This is a genomic window from Jeotgalibacillus marinus (assembly GCF_040801915.1).
GTDB classification, from domain to species: Bacteria; Bacillota; Bacilli; order Bacillales; family Jeotgalibacillaceae; genus Jeotgalibacillus; species Jeotgalibacillus marinus.
On the sequence record NZ_JBFMIA010000003.1, the window covers coordinates 316,462 to 337,289 of the forward strand.

The 20,828-nt window shown below is 37.4% G+C and carries 25 protein-coding genes; 5 read left to right on the forward strand and 20 right to left on the reverse strand.

Translation table 11 applies throughout. The features are described 5' to 3' along the window. The first annotated feature begins 51 nt into the window (after window positions 1–51). Window positions 52–525 (forward strand): Panacea domain-containing protein, encoded by a 474-nt coding sequence (locus tag AB1471_RS06665; protein WP_367778954.1) that lies wholly within the window; start codon window positions 52–54, stop codon window positions 523–525. After that, window positions 522–2,444, forward strand: a complete 1,923-nt coding sequence (locus AB1471_RS06670; protein ID WP_367778955.1) for a hypothetical protein — start codon at window positions 522–524, stop codon at window positions 2,442–2,444. The genes AB1471_RS06665 and AB1471_RS06670 overlap by 4 nt, the downstream gene beginning before the upstream one ends. A 102-nt stretch (window positions 2,445–2,546) precedes the next feature. Here the strand turns inward: AB1471_RS06670 and AB1471_RS06675 are convergent, their stop codons facing one another. The 6 genes from AB1471_RS06675 to AB1471_RS06700 all read right to left on the reverse strand — a co-directional run bounded on the left by AB1471_RS06675 (window position 2,547) and on the right by AB1471_RS06700 (window position 8,095). Beyond that, window positions 2,547–3,656 (reverse strand): N-acetyldiaminopimelate deacetylase, encoded by a 1,110-nt coding sequence (locus AB1471_RS06675; RefSeq protein ID WP_367778956.1) that lies wholly within the window; start codon window positions 3,654–3,656, stop codon window positions 2,547–2,549. 208 nt (window positions 3,657–3,864) lie between these two features. Continuing rightward, on the reverse strand, window positions 3,865–4,578 hold the full coding sequence (dapD, locus tag AB1471_RS06680; protein WP_367778957.1) for a 2,3,4,5-tetrahydropyridine-2,6-dicarboxylate N-acetyltransferase: 714 nt from the start codon (window positions 4,576–4,578) through the stop codon (window positions 3,865–3,867). A gap of 90 nt (window positions 4,579–4,668) precedes the next feature. After that, on the reverse strand, window positions 4,669–5,556 hold the full coding sequence (gene ccpC, locus AB1471_RS06685) for a transcriptional regulator CcpC (RefSeq protein ID WP_367778958.1): 888 nt from the start codon (window positions 5,554–5,556) through the stop codon (window positions 4,669–4,671). Between the two features lie 27 nt (window positions 5,557–5,583). Then, window positions 5,584–7,077 (reverse strand): MDR family MFS transporter, encoded by a 1,494-nt coding sequence (locus tag AB1471_RS06690; RefSeq protein WP_367778959.1) that lies wholly within the window; start codon window positions 7,075–7,077, stop codon window positions 5,584–5,586. Window positions 7,078–7,093: 16 nt separating this feature from the next. Continuing rightward, complete coding sequence (gene cbpB / locus AB1471_RS06695) at window positions 7,094–7,543, reverse strand: cyclic-di-AMP-binding protein CbpB (protein ID WP_367778960.1); 450 nt, start codon at window positions 7,541–7,543, stop codon at window positions 7,094–7,096. A gap of 294 nt (window positions 7,544–7,837) precedes the next feature. After that, the gene (locus AB1471_RS06700; RefSeq protein ID WP_367778961.1) at window positions 7,838–8,095 is read right to left on the reverse strand and encodes a YkuJ family protein; all 258 of its coding nucleotides are present in this window, start codon (window positions 8,093–8,095) and stop codon (window positions 7,838–7,840) included. A 467-nt stretch (window positions 8,096–8,562) separates the two neighbouring features. Here AB1471_RS06700 and AB1471_RS06705 point away from each other — a divergent pair, with 467 nt between their 5' ends. Continuing rightward, a complete protein-coding gene (locus AB1471_RS06705) occupies window positions 8,563–8,808 on the forward strand; it encodes a glutaredoxin family protein (protein ID WP_367778962.1) in 246 nt (81 codons plus the stop codon). A 37-nt stretch (window positions 8,809–8,845) separates the two neighbouring features. Here AB1471_RS06705 and AB1471_RS06710 read toward each other — a convergent pair whose 3' ends face one another. From AB1471_RS06710 to AB1471_RS06720, 3 genes are all read right to left on the reverse strand, one after another. Further along, window positions 8,846–9,079, reverse strand: a complete 234-nt coding sequence (locus AB1471_RS06710; RefSeq protein WP_367778963.1) for a hypothetical protein — start codon at window positions 9,077–9,079, stop codon at window positions 8,846–8,848. 56 nt (window positions 9,080–9,135) lie between these two features. Next, complete coding sequence (gene fadH / locus AB1471_RS06715) at window positions 9,136–9,900, reverse strand: 2,4-dienoyl-CoA reductase (RefSeq protein ID WP_367778964.1); 765 nt, start codon at window positions 9,898–9,900, stop codon at window positions 9,136–9,138. 116 nt (window positions 9,901–10,016) lie between these two features. Next, window positions 10,017–10,241, reverse strand: a complete 225-nt coding sequence (locus tag AB1471_RS06720; protein ID WP_367778965.1) for a hypothetical protein — start codon at window positions 10,239–10,241, stop codon at window positions 10,017–10,019. A 168-nt stretch (window positions 10,242–10,409) separates the two neighbouring features. Here AB1471_RS06720 and AB1471_RS06725 point away from each other — a divergent pair, with 168 nt between their 5' ends. Together AB1471_RS06725 and AB1471_RS06730 are read left to right on the forward strand one after the other, a co-directional pair. Further along, complete coding sequence (locus AB1471_RS06725) at window positions 10,410–11,285, forward strand: metallophosphoesterase (protein ID WP_367778966.1); 876 nt, start codon at window positions 10,410–10,412, stop codon at window positions 11,283–11,285. A 422-nt stretch (window positions 11,286–11,707) separates the two neighbouring features. Further along, on the forward strand, window positions 11,708–12,151 hold the full coding sequence (locus tag AB1471_RS06730; protein ID WP_367778967.1) for a YkyB family protein: 444 nt from the start codon (window positions 11,708–11,710) through the stop codon (window positions 12,149–12,151). A gap of 46 nt (window positions 12,152–12,197) precedes the next feature. Here AB1471_RS06730 and AB1471_RS06735 read toward each other — a convergent pair whose 3' ends face one another. The 11 genes from AB1471_RS06735 to AB1471_RS06785 form a co-directional block, all read right to left on the reverse strand. After that, window positions 12,198–13,106: a chemotaxis protein gene (locus AB1471_RS06735; protein ID WP_367778968.1), complete on the reverse strand. Its 909-nt coding sequence runs from the start codon at window positions 13,104–13,106 to the stop codon at window positions 12,198–12,200. Window positions 13,107–13,459: 353 nt separating this feature from the next. Further along, a complete protein-coding gene (locus AB1471_RS06740; RefSeq protein ID WP_367778969.1) occupies window positions 13,460–14,221 on the reverse strand; it encodes an IclR family transcriptional regulator in 762 nt (253 codons plus the stop codon). A gap of 585 nt (window positions 14,222–14,806) precedes the next feature. Beyond that, window positions 14,807–15,568 (reverse strand): SDR family oxidoreductase, encoded by a 762-nt coding sequence (locus AB1471_RS06745; protein ID WP_367778970.1) that lies wholly within the window; start codon window positions 15,566–15,568, stop codon window positions 14,807–14,809. After that, the gene (locus tag AB1471_RS06750; RefSeq protein WP_367778971.1) at window positions 15,565–16,545 is read right to left on the reverse strand and encodes an NAD(P)H-dependent flavin oxidoreductase; all 981 of its coding nucleotides are present in this window, start codon (window positions 16,543–16,545) and stop codon (window positions 15,565–15,567) included. Before AB1471_RS06750 ends, AB1471_RS06745 begins: the two co-directional genes overlap by 4 nt. After that, window positions 16,542–16,952, reverse strand: coding sequence for a PaaI family thioesterase (locus AB1471_RS06755; protein ID WP_367778972.1), 411 nt, complete (start codon window positions 16,950–16,952; stop codon window positions 16,542–16,544). Before AB1471_RS06755 ends, AB1471_RS06750 begins: the two co-directional genes overlap by 4 nt. 7 nt (window positions 16,953–16,959) lie before the next feature. Further along, window positions 16,960–17,961: a hydroxyacid dehydrogenase gene (locus AB1471_RS06760; RefSeq protein WP_367778973.1), complete on the reverse strand. Its 1,002-nt coding sequence runs from the start codon at window positions 17,959–17,961 to the stop codon at window positions 16,960–16,962. Between the two features lie 45 nt (window positions 17,962–18,006). Continuing rightward, window positions 18,007–19,191 carry a thiolase family protein gene (locus AB1471_RS06765; RefSeq protein WP_437342337.1) on the reverse strand — a complete coding sequence of 395 codons (1,185 nt, stop codon included), beginning with the start codon at window positions 19,189–19,191 and terminating at the stop codon, window positions 18,007–18,009. Between the two features lie 8 nt (window positions 19,192–19,199). Next, window positions 19,200–20,357, reverse strand: coding sequence for an acyl-CoA dehydrogenase family protein (locus tag AB1471_RS06770; RefSeq protein ID WP_367778975.1), 1,158 nt, complete (start codon window positions 20,355–20,357; stop codon window positions 19,200–19,202). A 72-nt stretch (window positions 20,358–20,429) separates the two neighbouring features. Beyond that, window positions 20,430–20,528, reverse strand: a complete 99-nt coding sequence (locus tag AB1471_RS06775) for an enoyl-CoA hydratase-related protein (protein ID WP_367778998.1) — start codon at window positions 20,526–20,528, stop codon at window positions 20,430–20,432. After that, on the reverse strand, window positions 20,501–20,704 hold the full coding sequence (locus tag AB1471_RS06780; RefSeq protein WP_367778999.1) for an enoyl-CoA hydratase/isomerase family protein: 204 nt from the start codon (window positions 20,702–20,704) through the stop codon (window positions 20,501–20,503). The genes AB1471_RS06775 and AB1471_RS06780 overlap by 28 nt, the downstream gene beginning before the upstream one ends. Next, window positions 20,674–20,820, reverse strand: coding sequence for a hypothetical protein (locus tag AB1471_RS06785; protein WP_367778976.1), 147 nt, complete (start codon window positions 20,818–20,820; stop codon window positions 20,674–20,676). Before AB1471_RS06785 ends, AB1471_RS06780 begins: the two co-directional genes overlap by 31 nt. Between the last annotated feature and the right edge of the window lie 8 nt (window positions 20,821–20,828).

Genomic DNA, 20,828 nt, shown 5'->3' on the forward strand with positions numbered 1-20,828 from the left:
ATGTGTTATATAATAATATTATATAATAATAGTACAAGGAAGGAGTTATAAATGAGCTATCCATCAGACAATCAAACGGTTTTTTCGTCAATAGACATTTCTCATTATTTTTTTAAATTAAGAGACCAATCATATGATAATGTATCTATTTCTAATCTTAAGCTGCAAAAATTACTTTATTATGCACACGGCCTACATCTAGCTGTTACTGAATACCCTTTATTAAACGAACAACTAGAGGCATGGAAACTAGGTCCAGTATCTCCATCTTCCTACCGTAACTTTAATTACAATGGTTCTTTGAATATAAAAGTAATCGAACATTTTGATGAAAGTATTTTAAGTGATGTAGCAAAACAAGTTACAGAAGCAGTTTGGGAGCAATTAGGAGGAAAATCAGCCCGTTATTTAATGACTAAAACGCATGCAGAAAAGCCTTGGAAAGAAAGTAAACTGGGAGAAAAAATAGATGATGGTATAATGAAAGATTTTTTCAAAAGCCAATTCTTAAAGAATACTAAATGATTAAAAAAATCACTTCAAAATTAAAAAATAAATTTTTAGATACATATTATCGATCTCGAATGAAAATGTTAGGTGTAGAACGGTCCATTATTTTTATTCCCTTTCTCTCCTGGCTAATTCTTCTTTCCTTATTGTTTGATGATATAACCGAGCGAATTATTAACTATATATTAAGCCTTAAAATAATCAGTCTTTTAAGACTCGATACACTATACACCTCTCTCAATATAATAAATATTCTTATTGAAAATATTGATAATATAGTTTATTTTCAAATTACTATTTCTATAACTATTTATGTTTTTGTATATAAAGAGATAAAAAAAGTTTCTTATACAGAATCTATAAAGTACGAACCGATTGCTTTGTATATTTATCAATTTTTAATATGTATTTCAGTATTAATTTTCCATAATAAATATACAATTGACGAACAACAGATTAGGGTCCTACCTTTATTTTTATTAAATATTTATGCATGTTCACTATATATTAATACCTTAATTCGTAGTACGAATATTTTTTATAACCTAGAAAAGCACATTAAAAGACTCAACAAACTAGCTTTATTTATAAACACTAAGAGGGCACAAGAGAAAAAAATAGATCGTTCTCTTAAATATTATTTACAAAATGTATCAACGACAATTCAAACATCCTTTCAATTATTAAGCAGCTCACTAAAGCACAACAACTTCAAAGAAACTGAAGCTGACTTTGACAAGTTCAACATAGCAATAAATGAAATATTTGGTGAGAAAGGCGTAGATGATAATTTCCGATATATCGCTATTAATGAGAGGGATCAGTTAATTGAAACATACAAACACCTATTGAAACATTATTCTGCTTTCATACATCAAAGCTCAAAAGCTGATTGGATCATTTCTGATGAAAAGCTTCTAGGAAAATTTATGGATTTGATGCCTCCACAAAATGAACAAACAAAAAATCCTATTAAAAATAATAAAAATTTATCTGCTGTGTATTCGTCTACTAATAAATATTTCTTTTCTAGTTTATTTAAAATCATCAAAAAGACAACAAAATCTGAGGATGTACATATTTCAATTATTATTAACGTGATAGACGATTATATAAATACTTATTCACTTGACCTTAACGATATGGAAGATAGACGACTCCTGAATACTGTTATATTAATAAGAGGATTAATTCTTAAAGAGGCTGAATCTAATAATGTTCGAAATCTAACAGAGTGGGTTTATGAATTGTTAGAAATCAACAAAAAATCATACGAAGATCAAGATGAAATTGTTGATACAAAAAAAACCAGTCACCTCGTTAAAACGATCAAAGCTAAAAAAGATACACGGCATGACCAACCGCTAACGAGCATCAAAGTTTATTTTGATCCTACACCAGATGATGAAAAAATTTATAAAAATGAACAAATTGAAAATATACAACAAAATATAACAGATATTTCTATTGAGATATTTTTTGAATCTCTTATGAAGAGCATTGAGCTAGGAACTTATAAGAGTACGGGCTTGCTAGTGAAGGTCTTATGTAGTAATTTTACCGAAGAAGATATAATGATGAAATTAAAATCTTACATGAATACAAAAAATAAAAATAAAATGCCAACCATCCTGTCTAGTGACCTTAATGGAATTGTCTGCCCTAATATCAGCGATTTTTCTGAAAGACATTGCATACAGAAACTAACAGTACTTATTTTATACCAAATCTATGATAAAAACGAATCAAAATTTGAATCAATAGAAAAAATCATTCCTTGTCTTGAAATTTTCAACTCTAACAAAGAGTTGGAATATGCTCTCACAAAAATAAAGAGAGCTGGCTATTTGGAGTATGGATTGTTATCGGTTGAAAATAAACAACTACATAGTAAACTTTTCTTTCTGAGAAGACTTTGTGCAGCGGGCAGTTGAACTTGAGCTTCTTAAAGAATTAAAAGAAGCACTTGATCAAAATGGGTTCAAAGAAGCATACATAGCTAAAAGGATCCCAAGAATTTTTTCTTGGGATCCTTTTTATCTACGTAAATAACTCACCATTAACTCAATCGCCACATCAATGGCTTCTTCTCGAGGATTCAATTTGGCATGGTGCAAACCATACTCAGAATCTACACCTAACCAGAACATGAATCCTGGAATTTCTTTTAAAAAATAACCGAAATCCTCACCTGTCATCGCTTCTTGACAATGAATCACATTCACATCTGTTTTCGCAGACGTGAAATTCATAAATTCTGTCACAAGTAAGTCATCATTAAATACTTGATAATACGGCAGTTTAAAATCGACGGTTGCTTCACATTCAAATGCTAGTTCAATTCCTCTGGTAATCGCATCCACACGTGTCTTTAATGTTTCCATTGCTTCAGGATTTAATGTGCGCATCGTTCCACTTAACCGTGCAGTCTCAGCAATAATGTTCCCTATAGTCCCAGCCTCTAGTTTCCCAACAGTCACAACGGCGCTATCTAGGGGGTCTACACTTCTTGAAACGATTGATTGAAGCTGCGTAATTAAATAGGCTCCTGCTACAATCATATCCTTTGTTTTGTGAGGGTAGGCAGCGTGCCCACCTTTTCCTCTAAGTTCGATATGCAGTTCAGACGTGTTAGCGAAAAGCAAACCTGGTTTTGTAGCAATTTCCCCCACTTTATATTCTGGAGCAATGTGAAGGCCAATCATTTGATCAGGCATCCATTCCTGCATGATTGTCGATGCAAGCATTCGCTCTGCTCCTCCTGGTCCTTCTTCAGCAGGTTGGAATATAAACAGAACATGATCATCTAATGGCTTGTGAGCAACATCTGTTAGAATTCCTAAAGCGATTGACATATGCAAGTCATGGCCGCACGCATGCATAAATCCAGGATGCTCTGAAGGAAAATCAACACTTGTTTGTTCTGTAATAGGAAGTCCATCAATATCTGTTCGGTACGCGATTGTTTTCGTAGGTGCCTGACCTTTTAGAAAAACAAAAATACCCGTTTCCCATTGCTTAACCTCTAACCGTTCTTGCGGCAGGCTGTTAATATAGTTTAAAAGATAAGCCTGAGTTTTAAATTCCATATACCCTATTTCGGGAATTTTGTGCAAGTCACGACGAATAGCAATAAAATTACTCAATGTAAAAACCTCTTTTCATTAGAAAAAGCGCAGGACTCATTCTGCGCTTTTAGATTGCAAATTTCAAAGTTTTATTGGCTGCAGAAGTACGTATTTCCTCATCTAGCAGAAGTGGCTAACCCCCTAATGGTCTAACCACCACGATCAATAGGTAAAAAGCGCCTATTGGTGCATGGCGTTTTACGCTTGTCGGGGCTTCAACCTTTGTTTAAAGTTGGCGAAGCTCTTGTTTAATTTCTGTTTTTGATTTTGTCTTTTCATCAATTTCTTTAATAACCTTTGCAGGTGTTCCAGCGACAACTGTGTATGGTGGAACATCTTCAATCACAATAGCTCCAGCAGCAACTACTGCTCCCATACCTACTGTTACTCCTTCAAGGATTACTGCATTTGCACCGATCACAACATCATCCTCAACGACTACAGGCTGTGCTGAAGGTGGCTCGATCACACCTGCTAAAACCGATCCCGCGCCAATGTGACAGTTTTTACCTACTGTTGCTCGTCCACCAAGAACAACATTCATGTCGATCATCGTTCCTTCACCAACGACAGATCCAATGTTTATTGAAGCCCCCATCATAATAACAGCATTGTCACCAATCTCAACCTGATCGCGAATAATCGCACCTGGTTCAATACGTGCATTAATATGCTTTAAGTCAAGTAAAGGAATCGCTGAATTTCTACGGTCGTTTTCGACGACAAAATCCCAGATTTGATCTTTATAAACTTCAAGTACTTCTGAGATTTCTGCCCATTCTCCAAACACAACTCCTGTGTTTTCTGAAAAGAAGGTTTGTGACACATCACCAAAATTGATTTTTTGCAAATCGGCGCCTTTTAAGTATACTTTTACAGGTGTTGATTTTTTCGCATGTTGTATGTACGAAATAATTTCATTCGCATCCATTTTTTTCATTTCAGTATTCCCCCCTCAATTAGTTGAATAATCATGCAGTTGTACTCATTTACTTTATCAGATAAAACTAGATAAAAACAAGTATAGAAATCAATGAGTAACATTCATTTCTATAAGATATTCTTGCACGACCTGTGAAAATGCTTCCACTTGAGGGAGATCGAAAGAAGATTGGTATCCTAAGAGCCACGTATCTCTTTTTAAAGCCATTTCCTTCTCGGAATGTAATGGGATTTTATGAATATTTTTTTCACTCCCGGTCAAAGTAATAGATGGCAAAATCGCATAGCCGATTCCATTTAACGCCATTTGCTTACATGTTTCAATTTGGTCCACCAATATACTTTGCCTTGGTGTGATGTGAAATTGCTGATTCCACCAATCTTGAATTTCTTGATAATAGGTTGAATCGCTTTTAAATTGGATAAAGGGTCTTGAGGTTTTATGTAGATCTTCAATCCGTTCAATGTCACGGTCTACTAAATACAATTGATCTTGAAATAAGTGCATTTTAGGCCCTTTCCACTCAGGGGTCCCACGTATAATTCCGATATGAACATCACCATCGTAAACAGCTTGCAAAATCTCACTACTCCAGCCCGTAATAAGTGAAATACGTGCATGAGGATTTTTTTCAACAAATCGTTTAAGCACTTTAGGAAGCCAGTTTTGACCAACAATCGAGGCGCAAGCTATTTTTAACGTTCCATACACTTTTGAATCCATCGATTGAATTTTTTCCACTACCGATTCCTCTTTAGATAAAATCTCCTTTGCTAACTGAACGACCATTTCTCCCGCAGGAGTTAGAGTCAATCCTTTTTGTGAACGTAAAAAAAGAGGCTGTTGCCATTCTTTTTCAATAGATTGCAGCCGTTGTGACAGTGCAGGCTGCGAAACAAATAATCGCTCCGCTGCTTTTCGCATATTCATTTCTTGGTCTAATACGACTAATAATCGATAATCTGATCGATTCATGGATAAATGGAGCCTCCCTTTAGGAAGTTATATCTTTCTTGGTAAAAATAAAATTAACATTAAGCTCACCACGGCAAAAATCAAAACAACCATATAAACCGAATGCAAACCGTTTGTCATCGCTTGTTGAAGAGATTCGAGGACATTTGGTTGGAGTTCAGCCCTGCTATCAGCAGTTAACAACTGATCTACTGCATTAACATCTAGCTGTTGAATCACTGGTTGATCACTTTGTTCAAAGTGTTGGCGCAGTCTAGCGTTTAAGATTCCTCCAAGCAATGCAACGCCCACCGTACTTCCAAGATTCCTCATAAAACTGTTTGCAGCAGTAGCAGCACCTCGTTGATCCCAAGGAACTGCACTTTGAATGGATACAATAAAGGACGTCGTCGTTAAGCCCATCCCAACTCCTACAAAGAAAGATGCCACCATAGCCCATAATGGCCCGTAAGACGGCTCCATTAATAAAAATAATGTAGTACCAATAACGAGTGAACACCCGCCAAATAGCGAGGTTCGATAATAACCAATGTTAATTAGTAAACGACCTGCTACAACTGCTGAAATTGGCCACCCAATCGACATAGCCGTCAACGTGAATCCTGCAACACGTGCACTTTGCTCCATGACACCTGTAACAAACGCAGGTAAATAACTAGAAATTCCGATTAATAAAACACCCGTCGTGAGTGAAACAATATTAGCGATCAATATTGAACGGTTTTTCCAAATTGAAAATGGCATCATTGGATCTTCTGACCGTAACTCATGACGGATAAACCAAATAGAAAGGAATACAGCCACGAAAAAGAAGACGAGTACTTGCCAAGATATCCAAGAAATCGACACGCCGCCTTCAACCAATAAGTATAAAAGAATCGTCAATGTTGCAGTCAGCAAAGCTGCTCCTTTATAATCCACATGACGTTTTTTCTTTTCAATATCTTCTTTTAAAAATATCCATAAACCAATAAGTGATAAGGTACCCAATGGTATGTTTACCCAAAATACGTATTGCCATCCGATTGAATCAACAAGGAGTCCACCAATGGCAGGGCCCATGACAGCTGAAATTCCCCATACACTAGAAAGGTATCCTTGAATCTTAGCGCGTTCCTCTTTTGTATAAATATCTCCCACAATGGTGGTTGCAAGTGGTAAAACCGCTCCCGCACCAAGGCCTTGAACAAAACGAAAAGCAATAAGCCATTCCATCGAAGTAGCAAACCCACATAAGAATGAGCCGCACAAAAATAAGACCATCCCAAAGGTCATGACTGGTCTTCTACCAAACAAATCCGAAAGCTTTCCATAAATCAACACGGTAACAGTGCTCATTAACAGATATGATGAAAAAACCCAGCTATAAAGCTGAAATCCACCAAGATCCTCTACAATCGATGGCATCGCAGTTGATACTATGGTCGCTTCTACCGCCCCTACAAACATTGCCAGCATAACAGAAGCAAGGATATATGGACGGTATTTAAACTTTCGTTGACTAACTGCAATTGAGTTCATATGTTCTCCCTAGATCTTAGGACCGTTGATTTTGCATATGAATATGTCGTTGTAGCTGTTTTAACATCACTCGTCTCGTCATAATCCCTTGAAAGTATCCCCCCTTATCCATGACACAGAGAAATGGATGGTCTACAAGCAGATTCAATGCATATTGGAACTGATCTGTTATTTTCAAATATGGAATATCTTTTTGCATGACATCTTCTACTTTTTTTTCATCTAAACGTTCGAATTCGATTTTTTCTAAGCCCAAAATCGAGTCTGTAATAAGTTGTGAGCTAACAAGACCTTTTAAATGATAGTCCATATCCAACACTGGAATCGCTGAGTACCCGCTTTTTGTGAGTAACAATAATGCATGTTCCAGTGTATTTGTCGTCTGAACATGCGCGATCTTTTCTGAAGGAATTACAAAATCTTCTATCGATGTTTCTAAAAAATTTTTATGTTCAATTGAAATCATCGTAATTAGCCCCTTTTTACAAGTACTTTGCTATTTCATCATACCATAATTTATGACAGAGACCGAGAAAGAGCTAATTAATTGAGCAGAACAGCAGCTCAAGTATCTTGTCTAACCAAAGCAACTATTAGATGAAATAGAAAAATAGTCTCCATTTTCCACTTTGGGCATGACTAGACCAAAGAGAAGCACACCGCGATTCTCTTGACGAAGAGTTTAACTATGCCTAAGTTCTCTCACCTACATTAAAATATAATTTCCTAAACAAAAAAAAGCCGGAATTAACCGGCTTTTTTATAATTCATTCTCCTCTTGTAGCAACTCGTAGATCTCAATCGCTGTCATGTCAATGTTATCAAATGGATATTTTTGAACCTTATTATCTTTGTCGTATACCTCTAGTTCGAAAGTATCATTTGCAGAAAAATACTTAACTTGACATATACGTCTTCCGTTCACTTCAAAAAATCTAGATTGAACATCTCCAGAATCATCTTGTTCTTGCAACGTTTTTAATCGTTGAATAATGCCTAGTAATTGTGATTGTGACATATGGCATTCTCCCTTCCAAATAAGTTAAATGGTAAGCTACACCATCATTTGTTTACGCCTACCTCTTTATCTAAAAGAGCTCTAAGAACGTCTAAATCAGCGTAGAAAAAAGACGGATAAGATAATGGATGGTAACAATCAACTGATGACCTGCTGGAGATCCTAGCAGGTGGGTTATTCTGTCATCAAGTTTCTCATCGCACGATCAGTTATTTTCATGTTTCCCCGATCTGCTCATCACAAAACAAGGAATACTATACCATATCTTTATACGTGTGAACACAACTTTCATTGATAACTGTTCTTTATGTAACCATTGTCTGATTTTTTTAAGGCTCGTATGACTAATATCGCAATAAGGATCTATTTTTATCATGATTTAGCATAGAGACCTTGCAAATGTTTTGACACAAAGTAAATCTTGCCACAAAATAAGAATATATCAAGAAGGTTAGGAAGTGATGAAAATGCATAAGGTTGTTCTTTATACTCAACCACAATGCCCTCCTTGTGAAATCGTTAAGCGGTTTTTGCTTGCATACGAGATTCAATTTCAAGAAAAAAATATAAAAAAAGACCATCGTTCCAGACAGTATATGATCGATCAGCTCTCATCTTATTCAACCCCCACAGTTGTGATTGATGATGAACACATTATAAAAGGTTTTGATTTGGACGAACTTGCATCAAAGCTAAATATTTCTTGCGATTAAAAGCCAGCTGAAAGGGAAAACTCCTTTCAGCTGGCTTTTATGTCTGTACCATCCAATAAACTATGTAAATGATACTACCTATTCCAGCAATAATATACACAAGAAAAACTGGGTTCAGTAGTATATTGTGATCTCTAACTCTTTTCTCTACTGAATGATCTTGCTCATCTTTAGCTTTTGATTGATTTACCATTACTTTAAGTGTCATTACCGTTGCGATTATCGCTATGAGTAAGACGATCGAGGCTAATATTATCGTCCATTGATCCACTGATTTCACATCCTTTTTTATAGGATGCATCTGTTATCCAATTTTCATTCGGAAATTTAAAATGGAAAACGATTTAACCACTGACCTCCATCCATCGTAATGCATTCACCATTAATGTAATCTGCTTCATCTGAAAATAAATAAGCTGCTAGTCCCGCAATTTCCTCCGGTGTTCCTAAGCGCTTTAGAGGCACCGATGCTAGCGTGCGTTTTGCTGCATCTTCAGATTCCCACAATTTATCTGCTCCACCTGTACGCTCAATAGGGCCTGGTGCAATCGCGTTTGTACGTATCCCATACTTATGTCCCCATTCAACGGCTAACGTTCGTGTCAGTGAGAGCACACCTGCTTTTGCGGCTGCTGAATGAGCCACCCCGGCCCCGGCATTCCAAGCATATGTCGCAACCATGTTAATGATCGAACCTTTAATTCCATTTTCAATCCAATAGTCCCCTGCAGCTTTTGAACAGTTGAATGTACCATTTAACACAATATCGATAACTGATTTCCATCCATTAGGAGACATTTTTTCAATAGGACATATAAAATTCCCGGCAGCGTTATTGACCAATCCATCGACTCGTCCAAAATGTTTGACAGCTTCTTGAATCATGCTTTTCGCCATCTCAGCTTCACGTACATCCATTTGAAAGATCTCAATTGTTCCTGGCAGATCTGCCATCTCTTGCTTGGTTCCTTCAAGCTTTTCTTTGTTACGACCTGTAATCAGTACAGCATGTCCATCCTGTACGAATCGCTTCGCCATGTACTTCCCCATGCCGTTCGATCCACCTGTTACAATATACACTTTTGCACCCACAAAAACTCCCCCTCGTTTTAATGAATGAATCTTCACTCATTATACTCTATTTTGAGCTTCTGAAACAAGCATAAAAAAACCCTATGACCAATTTTGATCATAAGATTTTGAATGCACTATTGAGAGAAGTCTTGGTATAATGATAGTTTCTTGTGAAGCTGTGTGATTGCGCGAACAATGGTCCGTTTACGATTGTGTCCAACTGCAGTAACTGACTGACCATTCATCTCAGCAAATACTTTACCCTTCTTATGTTCTTCTGGAAATCCCTTTGTATAAACAACGATCGTTCCTTGATCTGTTGGGATGCGCAATATATCTAGTTTAATTCCTTTTTTCACGATTAATAAAACCCCTTTAACTTGGACCTTTTTTGCATAACACTATAACGGTATCTCACACTCTATTCAATGTCAATATGAAGAAACTGAGGGAATCTATGATTGTTCGTGCAAAACAACAAATTCACGGTTATAATTTTTTATACAACACCAATCGGGATGAGGTTAATGATCAGTATGACAAAAAAAATATCAAGAAGATCTTTTCTTAAAAAAGTAGCTGCCACTGTCCTAGGGACAGGAGTATTAGGTGTTGGTGGGTATTCATATGCTCGATTTATTGAACCAAGTCAAATAACCTTAACTGAAATTACCTATGCATCAACAAGGTTGCCAATGGGTTTTGATGGCTTGACCATCGCTCAATTTAGTGACACTCATATCGGATTTCAGTACACAGAAAAGCAATTAGAAAAACATATTAAGAAAATTCAATCCTGTCAACCTGATATGATTATTTTCACTGGAGATCTTTTGGATAAACCTAACCAATACAAAAAATTCCCTAGTCTAGTCGCATCGCTTTCGGATTTGGACGCGCCACTAGGAAAATATGCGGTTTACGGTAACCATGATCACGGCGCATGCGGTACAGATATTTATGCGGATATTATGACTCAATCTGGTTTTACTTTACTTCGAAATGAAGCAATTTCAGTCCCACGAAACGACGATAAAATAATAATATCTGGCGTAGATGACCCTAGTCTTGGTCAGCCTGATTTTAAACCGATTGAAAAAGCTGTTGGATCGGAATCTTTTCATATCCTTTTATCCCATGCGCCTGACTTAGCTGACATAGCTAGTACATTTGATTTGCAATTAAGTGGGCATAGCCATGGTGGACAAATTCAATTACCACTTTTCGGTCCGCTCATTGTTCCGCCTTATGCAGAAAAATATATTGAAGGACGCTATGATGTGCCTATTCACAACAGAGATGCTACGATTTATGTCAATCGTGGTCTAGGAACAACTCGACTTCCCTTCAGATTATTATCAATTCCAGAAATCACTCTATTCACCTTAAGAAAGACGAGTTGACTTATGTCAGCTCGTTTTTGTATTTCAATAGTCAATATCATTAGGTGGAACAAGTTTACTAAAATAAAAAACCGTCCTTTTTGGTAATGTCAGCGTCCCGTTTATCAGATTGCATTTCTTTCACAAAGGATTGATTAATTTTCAACATCAATTCGAAAATCGTTCCAAGTAATGTAAAGATGAATAACCTGTAAAATGTGTCCTATTTGTTAATTGCACGTTGTTAGTTCGAGTTATTTTTAAGCATACGTAAAAAGTATATTAACTAATATTTATTCATCTGCATGTTCTAAGAATTCTGTGTTTAGAATGCACTCTAATCATTCCTACTACGTTTAATCTAGAACATTGAACAAGCCTTTTCAAATGCACCTTGAAAGGCTATACTTTAAAGGACAAATGATTGGAAAAGGAGTAGTGACATGCCTGACCACGGTTCTCATAAAGAGATTATTTCTTCTATTTCACAAGCAGTCTTCACTGTAAATCGACATGCCAAAACAGCTTCAGATCCAAAATTTTTATATCTTTTAAAAAAAGAAGCACTTATTAAACTTATTAGTGAAAACAAAGCGAAAAGAGTGGGTCTCCAATTTTCAAATAATCCCGGTTTAAGTCAGCAACGCTCGGATGTGCTAGTCGAATGTGGCGACTATTTGTTTCATATCCCCCCCAGAAAAGAAGACTTCAACTCACTCCCACACTTAGGTAAAATGTCTGGTGCAGTGCGTAACCCGAAAACACGAATGGGACTATGGGAAGCAAAAAACATTTTACAATCCTATACTGGGCTTAAAGATTCATCACCACAACCTCCAAAAAACAGAACCTATCAAAAACCCATTTTCAAACGTTTAGGAGAGTAAAGAAAAAAAGGTTGACCTCATAATAAACATGAGGTCAACCTTTTTCTTATAATGCTAATCGGTCAATGCTATGGATTAGTTCTGCAATGTTAGGTTTACTAATTTGGTCGTTTGCTCCCACTTTCGCCCCCTTGTGTTTTAAATCATCTGTAATTAAAGATGAGAAAATAATAATTGGTAGTTTAGTAAATGAAGTGTTTTCTTTTAATTTTCGCGTCAAATGATGGCCATCCATTTGTGGCATTTCTATGTCCGTAATCAGAAGCTGCACATGATCTTCAATTTTATTATTTTCGTTCGAGACAAGACTTTCTAAAAATGAATAAGCATCTCGACCATTTTCGAAAAACTCTACATTATCATAGCCTGCTTCTGATAAAGTATCGAATAAAAGTTTGCGCAGCAGTGGAGAATCTTCCGCGACAACCAGTCTTTTTTCAGACCGCTCTCTCTTACCTAGCTTTTTAATCATCCCCATATTGATCCCATGATTAGGATTAATATCCAGCATAATCCGTTCAAAATCTAGTAGTAAAAGCATATCTTCACTTCGCTTAATTACACCAATGACTTGTGTTAGCCCCCCATGATAAAGATCAGAAGGCTTTTCAATTTGATCCCAAGATATACGATGGATCATGGAGACATTGTCAACATGGAACACTACCTTTTGTTGATTAAATTCAGATACAATGTATTTTTCTTGGGTCGATGCTTGTGAAGAACCGACACCAAGCACTTTTCTCATATCGACAACCGGAAGAACTTCACCACGTAGCTGAATGATTCCTTGTACATGTTCATGAGAGTGTGGGATAGGTGTAACTGGAATCGGTTGGATAATCTCTTTTACTTTGATGACATTGATCCCATATCTCCCCCCACTTATTTCAAACTCAACGACCTCTAGTTCATTTGTCCCACTTTCGAGTAAGATACCACTTTTTTCATTCATAATCGATCGCCCCTAACCTTTTTACCTAAACTATAACATGTCATACAGATTAGAAATCATTTATAGAGAAATAAATGCGGGTAGTCATATTTTCCCCCATGAAGATGGTGATTTCTACTCTAGTAAAAGATTATTTGTAGAATGCATAAACAATTCTCCCCAAAAACTACAACAAATACCTAGGAAAATAATTGACTTCTTCGTGATGTCAATTATTTCTCCTTTATGTTTGACTGCTGCTCAACTCAGGGAAAATCACCTACATCAGTTCTACGGCACCTAACAATCAATATTCTCTAGATCTGCTATCCCTTAACACAGAAGTGACAAGTGCTCTCATTAAACGTTTTTCATCAAAAGCCTTTGTAACCCAAATCCCTCCAAATATTTTGTGCTGCATTTCTTGTTTTTTCTAAAATTTTCTTTTCACGCTCTTTTGAGTAATCTGTTAAAGGGATACTTACCCCTAAGGTAGCAACTGTTCTTCCACTATAATTATAAATTGGGAAAGATAAACCTATAGTATCTTTAAAATGTTCCGCACGACTAAATGAGTAACCTCTCTTTCTAATTTTTTTTATTTCTTTCTTCAAGTCATTTATATTATCAATTGTATTCTCCGTAATTTTTTCCATTTCCAAATTTATCAAATACTCTTCTAGAGACGAATCATCCATATTTGCAAGTAATAATTTAGGAGCTGATCCTGCATAGAGTGGGGATCTTCTACCTACTCTAACAACTAAACGAACAGGTTTTGTACTATCTATTTTTTCTACGTAAACAGCTTCGTTTCCTTCTAATACAACCATATGTACTAATTCATTTAATTCCTCATTTAATTTTTTCATATGAGGTAATGCTACTTTCCTATACTCTAATTGATCACTTACATGATTTCCTAATTCTAGCAGCTTTAACGCCATACAATATTTAACATCGTGACTTGTTTTTTTCACTTTCACCACCAAACCGCCTTCTTCTAATGAAGACACGAGACGAAATACTGTAGTTTTCGGCATGTTGGCTAATTCAGCTAATTCTATAAGACTTAATTCTGGTTTGGTAGTAAAACAATCTAATATTTTTATAGCTTTCAATACACTCTGACTCATATTTATTGCACCTCATATATGATGTTAAGATTCATTGTTTTTAGATGATTTTTAGTTATTTAATAAAATTAAATAACTGATACAAGGTAGCATTCATCCATTTTCTTTAAACATGACTGCAATTCCGTTCAAGATTGATCAAATGCTAAATGAAATCGAGTCGATAGTTTGTTTATCTATCACAACCTGAAAAGCCAAGGGAGCAAGATTTTAAGAGGTTTCTACTCGTTCACTCATCGCTTTGGTCAGTCGTGAAATCGTCTGGGGTTTGTAATGATGTCCCTTTTTAAGTAAATCAGAGAATTCACTCATCGTCAAAACTTTGCAAACTAAAAAACCAACAGGAAACGTTTTTGTGTGAAGTCCACCCTTTGGAGAATGGACCAGATCGCAGCTGTTAGTTTTACAAATTTTTTAACAGAAATATCTGGCGCGCCGATATCCGTGGACAGGTTCAAACATAGATGGGTACTCCCTATCCGGGCTAATTCTTCATCCATCTGTTCTGATCAATGGATTTTAATGCTTTGACAACTTCCGGTCCAATTCCACCAATCCTATTTCCCGCTTTTTACAAGTAACTCCTTATTGTTTAGGACCTCCTGCAACATACAGCACTTGTCCAGATATGAATGAAGATGACGAACTTGCAAAAAAACATGCTGCATTTGCTATATCGTCCGGTGTACCAGCACGTTTTACTGGTATTTGATTAATTTTTGATTCTTTTAGCTCTTCAAAAGAGATATTCATACGTTCTGCCACCGCTTTTGTCATGTCGGTAACAATGAAACCGGGAGCGATTACATTCACAGTAATGTTGAATTTTCCTAATTCAATCGCTAATGTTTTTGTGAACCCTTGGATGCCGGCCTTAGCGGCTGCATAGTTTGCCTGTCCTCTATTTCCCAGTGCCGACACAGATGATAGATTGATGATTCTCCCATATTTGTTTTTCACCATCCATTCCTGCGCATATTTGCTACATAGAAATGCACCTTTCAAATGAACATCCATGACTTTCGTCCAGTCGTCAGTTGTCATTTTAAAAAGCAAATTATCTTTAGTAATGCCTGCATTATTGACAAGTATATCGATTTTCTTATGTTTGTATCCGAGGTGGAAAAAAATCTTTTTAACATCATTTTCGTCTGTTATGTCAACTTTAGCTGATTCATTGGAAATACCCAGAGAATCTAATTCTTTCACAGCTTTCTTCAATCCTTTTTCATCTTGGTCAAGTAGACAAACGTGTGCACCTTTTTCACCAAGTTTTCTTGTAATAGCAAGACCAATACCTTTAGCAGCACCAGTAATAACTGCAATTTCCTGTTCGGAAGTCTTCATGATTCTAAACTATCTCCTTTCTGCAGCAGATTTAATTTTTGTAGTTGTTTATCATATTCATTACTAATCTCTTGAATAATTCCTTCTACTGTCTTAATTGTATCGATTAAACCGACAGTCTGACCAAGTGCTATTACACCTGATTCCACGTTGCCGTTTCTGATCAATTCTTCGTATGATTCTCCACTAATGTACGGAAAAATTTCTTCAAAAGTGGCGCCTTTTTCTTCAAATTTAGCGAGTTCTATTGAACGTGCGTTCTTCCACACACGTGCAGTTTTACCGATGGATTTCTTTACAAGGATCGTATCGTTCTCCTGCATTCTAACTAGAAGTTGTTTAACACGGTTATGTAGTATCGCTTCCTTTGACAATAAGAAACGCGTCCCCATCTGAATCCCCTCTGCACCAAGGGCGAGTGCAGCTAAAAGCGATTTCCCAGTGGAAAAGCCACCTGCTGCAATAACTGGAATATTTAGTTCATTCGCTGCTTTTTGTACGAGTGTCAAGCTCGTAGTATCGTCTTTCCCAGAATGTCCTCCGCCTTCATAACCGTTGACTACAACTGCATCATAACCAAGTGATTCCGCTTTTTTTGCAAAACGGATTGACGGTGCTACATGCACAATTTTAATATCTTTTTCTTTCAAGCGGTCGATAAAGGGTTCCGGATTATTTCCTGAAGTAAAGACTATTGGGACTTCTCCTTCGATCACTCCATCTATGAATTCATCCATTGGCTTTCTAATACCTATTGCAATATTGACACCAAACGGTTTATCAGTCAGCCTCCGGGCTATATCAATGTCCTGTAACATATCCTTTTTCGTTTCAAAACTTCCTGCTGTGATAAGGCCAAGGCCACCTGCTTCAGAAACCTTCGACACAAGATGGGAAGTACCAAGGCCCTGCAGCCCCCCTTGGATAATTGGATAACGAATACCTAACAGTTGCGTAATGTCTGTTTGGATTTTCATGGTTTATCCACTTTTGATATTTTGAACGTACCAGTGCAATGTGCGATCAAATTATCTTCCTGATCGCACAGTTTCCCCTCCATAAGTGCTGTGGATCGTGTTCGATTCAAAACGCTCGCCTCTGAGTACATGACTCCGTTATCAATTGATTGTAGGAATTGGACATTCATTTGCAGAGTTACGACTTCATCAAACCCTAAAGAACGGGCCGCGATTCCCATCGTTGTATCAAGAACAGATGTATAAATACCACCATGTACAGACTTTTTCACATTGATAAAAGATGGCTGGATTGGCAATGTTATCTTAGCAAACCCCTCCTTTAGTTCATTCAATTCAAGACCAAGAAAATTCCAAAAAGCGCTCTGTTCAAATTCGTGAAAGACCTTTTCTAATTGTTTGTTCATTATCCGATCAAGTCCTTTCTTTGGCTACCAGTTGTTCTCTGTTAGCTATCGTCATCAACTGCTCGCCATTGATCGCTTTTACAAGATTTTCTGCTATGATTACTGATGTTGCCTTTGCCGCTTCCAAGCTAATTCCACCAATATGTGGCGTAACGATCACTTCTTCCAAATCAAAAAACGGATGATCTGACGGTGGAGGTTCAATAGTAAACACATCGATTCCAGCACGAAATATTTTCCCACTTTTGAGTGCTGCAACAAGATCTTCTTCATTGATGATTCCTCCACGTGCAGTATTAATAAACACGGCAGATGGTTTCATGATATCAAAGTATGTTCTGTCTATTAGCTCTTTCGTATCATCTGTTAATGGGATATGCAAACTAATCGCATCACTTTCATGAAACACTTGCTCTATCGATGTTGTCAGTTCAACACCAAGAGAATCAGCGAGCTTTTTTCTGGGCTCATCTATGGTGCGCACATATACGAGTACATTCATATTAAATCCATACTTCATAATTTTAGCGACTTTTTGAGCAATCGAACCAAAACCGATAAGACCAAGCTTTTTATTATGTAACTCCCTTGTATATTTTTCATCACGTGAACCAAAATTACCCATCTGCGTTTCCTTGTGAAACAAGGGAATGTCCTTCATTGTCGCAAGTAGCAAACTGATCGCATGTTCAGCTGTCGCCTGACTATTCGTTTTAGGTGCATGAAGAATACGAATGCCTCTTTTTGTGGCATAAGCGACATCGATATTATCGAGGCCAACTCCAGCTCCAGAAATGGCTTTTACATGGTGACATCCGTCAAGAATTGCTGGCGTAATTTTCGCTGGTGCACGAAGGATAATACCATCAACTTTATTGTTGTCCAAAAAATCAATGACGATCTGTTCGTCAAATGTATCAAACTTTGTAACGTGGGCAAGTTTTTTCAACGTATCTTCTCCATCGGTATGATACATTGGGAGAATTTGCACGATATGTTTAGTTTTCATGAGTTCCTCTCCTGTTTTTTCTCATTTTATAATAGGCCGACATTTTTATTGGAGGTATTCGATGATTGTGGAAATTCCTTGCCCACCACCGATACAAAGTGTAACAAGCCCGTATTTTTCACCTCTTCGTTCCATTTCATATAATAGCTTCGTCATTAAGATTGCTCCTGTTGCACCAATCGGATGCCCGAACGCAATTGCCCCCCCATTGACATTCACTCGATTGATATCCATTTTTGCTTCTTTTATAACGGATAATGCTTGTGCAGCAAAAGCTTCATTCAATTCTATTAGACAAATATCGTTCATTGATAACCCACATTGCTTCAATGCTTTAAATGTCGAATCTACGGGGCCTATTCCCATATTTTCAGGGGATACGCCACTAACAGCTTGTGCAATGATTTTTGCTTTTGGCTTTAGGCCGTATTGATTCATCTTCCCTTCATTCATCATTAAGACTGCCGCAGCTCCATCGTTCCTTCCACTTGAGTTTCCTGCAGTAACCGTTCCATTTTCTTTAAAAACAGCGCGTAGCTTGCTCAGTTTCTCTGGGTTAGATAGTCGTGGATGTTCATCGATATTGAACGGGATTGTTTTCTTTCGTCCCTTCACATCGAAAGTCACAATTTCGTTTACAAAGCGTCCTTCTTTAATTGCCTTGTCTGCAAGCTCTTGACTTCGATGGGCGAATTCATCTTGTTCTTCACGGGAAATATTGTATTGTTCCGCTAAGTTTTCCGCTGTGTAACCCATCGTTAGATTCCCATATGTTTCCACTGGTTGTGAACACGGCTGGCTTTCTGTATTCGGATCAAGAAGAAGTCCGTTCCCTGCTTGATAACCGTATCGAGCGTTACGAATGTAATAAGGGGCCGTACTCATACTCTCCGCACCACCAGCAACAACAACATCGGATAATCCTAGCTTAATCTGCATTTCTGCATTATTGATCGCCTGCAAACCTGAACCACATTGACGATGAACTGTATAACCTGTCACAGATACAGGCAAATCGGCGCGTAGAGCAGCAAGTCGTGCCAAATTGGATGTATCAGCACTTTGCTTCGCCTGGCCTAGAATAACTTCATCTACTTCCACTTCTGCACCGGATCGTTGCAACACTTCACGGATTACCTTTTCTGCTAAATGATCTACTGTTACGTTTGTCAACGTGCCTCCCATTTTCCCGATGGCTGTCCGTACTGATCCAACAATATATGATTCCACTGCACTTCTCACTCCTTTTTCATTAGTTCGCGGACCAATTCGCTCGCAATAATATTTCGTTGAATCTCAGATGTTCCTTCGTATATTTTAGTTATCCGTGCATCACGATAATACCGCTCGATTGGATAATCTTTCATATAGCCAATACCACCATGGATTTGGACTGCAAGATCAGCCACTTTATTGTAAACTTCAGATGCAAATAATTTTGCAATCGCTGCTTCCTTAACGACTCGCTGTCTCTGATCGGTCATCCATGCGACTCGGTACGTCATTGACCTTAAAACTTCGATTTGCATGCTAATCTCTGCTAACATATGCTGAACTGCTTGGACTTCGAGGATGCGCTTACCAAATTGTTCGCGTTCTTTTGCATATGACAAGCAATGCTCAAGTAATTTCACACACGATCCAAGGTTACGTGCTGCAAGCCCGGCACGACCGTTTGTAAGTATCTTTAAAGCATTAATATAACCTTGTCCTTCCTCTCCTAAGACATTTTCAGCAGGCACTTCCATGTCCTCAAAAAATAACTCTGCTGAATGTGAACCTCTTAGACCCATTTTCTGTTCCACACTACCAAGAACAAAGCCAGGGAAGTTTTTTTCAACAATAAAAGACGTAATGCCTTTCACTCCTTTAGAGCTGTCTGTTACTGCCATAACCGTGAAAATATTTCCATCAAGAGCATTTGTAATGTAATGCTTCGAGCCATTCAAAATGTATTTGTCACCTTTTTTTGTAGCTGTTGTCTTTAAGTTCGCGGCATTGGATCCAGCACTAGGTTCTGTCAGCGCAAAAGCACCAATCCATTCCCCCGTCGCCATTTTCGGTAAGTATTTCCGTTTCTGATCCTCTGTTCCTAGCTCAACGATACCAACCGTTCCAATCCCCGTATGTGCTCCGATCAGCGTCGTATAGCCATTGTGTGTTTTTCCAAGTTCTTCGTAAATAGCACATTTCCCAACCATATCAAGCCCCAAACCACCATATTCTTCTGGGATACTCAAGCTAAACAAGCCCATTTCCTTTGATTGCTCCACAATCATTTCTGGGATTTGATCGTTCACCTCGATTTCCATGGCTAGTGGTTCTACTTCTTCTCTCACAAATTTCCGTACATTCGAGCGCAACAATTCTATATCTTCCGAAAATTCTAAATTCATTTCATCATCTCCTTTTATCTATTCTGAAATTCTGCTTTTCCTTTTTCAATAAAAGCCTTTGTGCCTTCTTCCTTATCTTCCGAATTTTTCATTTTTTGTTGCAATACGTATATCACACGCTAATGCAAGTTCGCTTCCTCCTCCTAGTACATAGCCACTAACAGCAGCGATTGTAACCTTCTTTCAGTTCTCAATTTTGTTGTAAAGACCTTGCATCCCGGATTTAGAGCTTTAAGAGGTTTGCGAGCATTCAAATCTTTAATATCTGCACCAGCAGCAAACGACTTGTCCCCAGCACCTTGGACAATAACAACTTTTACACCCTCATTCTTTTCTGCTTCACTGATACTTCTATTTCATAAAACATTTTTGCATCGAGGGCATTACGAGCATCTGGACGATTCAAGGTAAGCCAATAGATTCCGTCATTTATATTCACATTCAGATATTCATACTGTTTCATTTCTTACC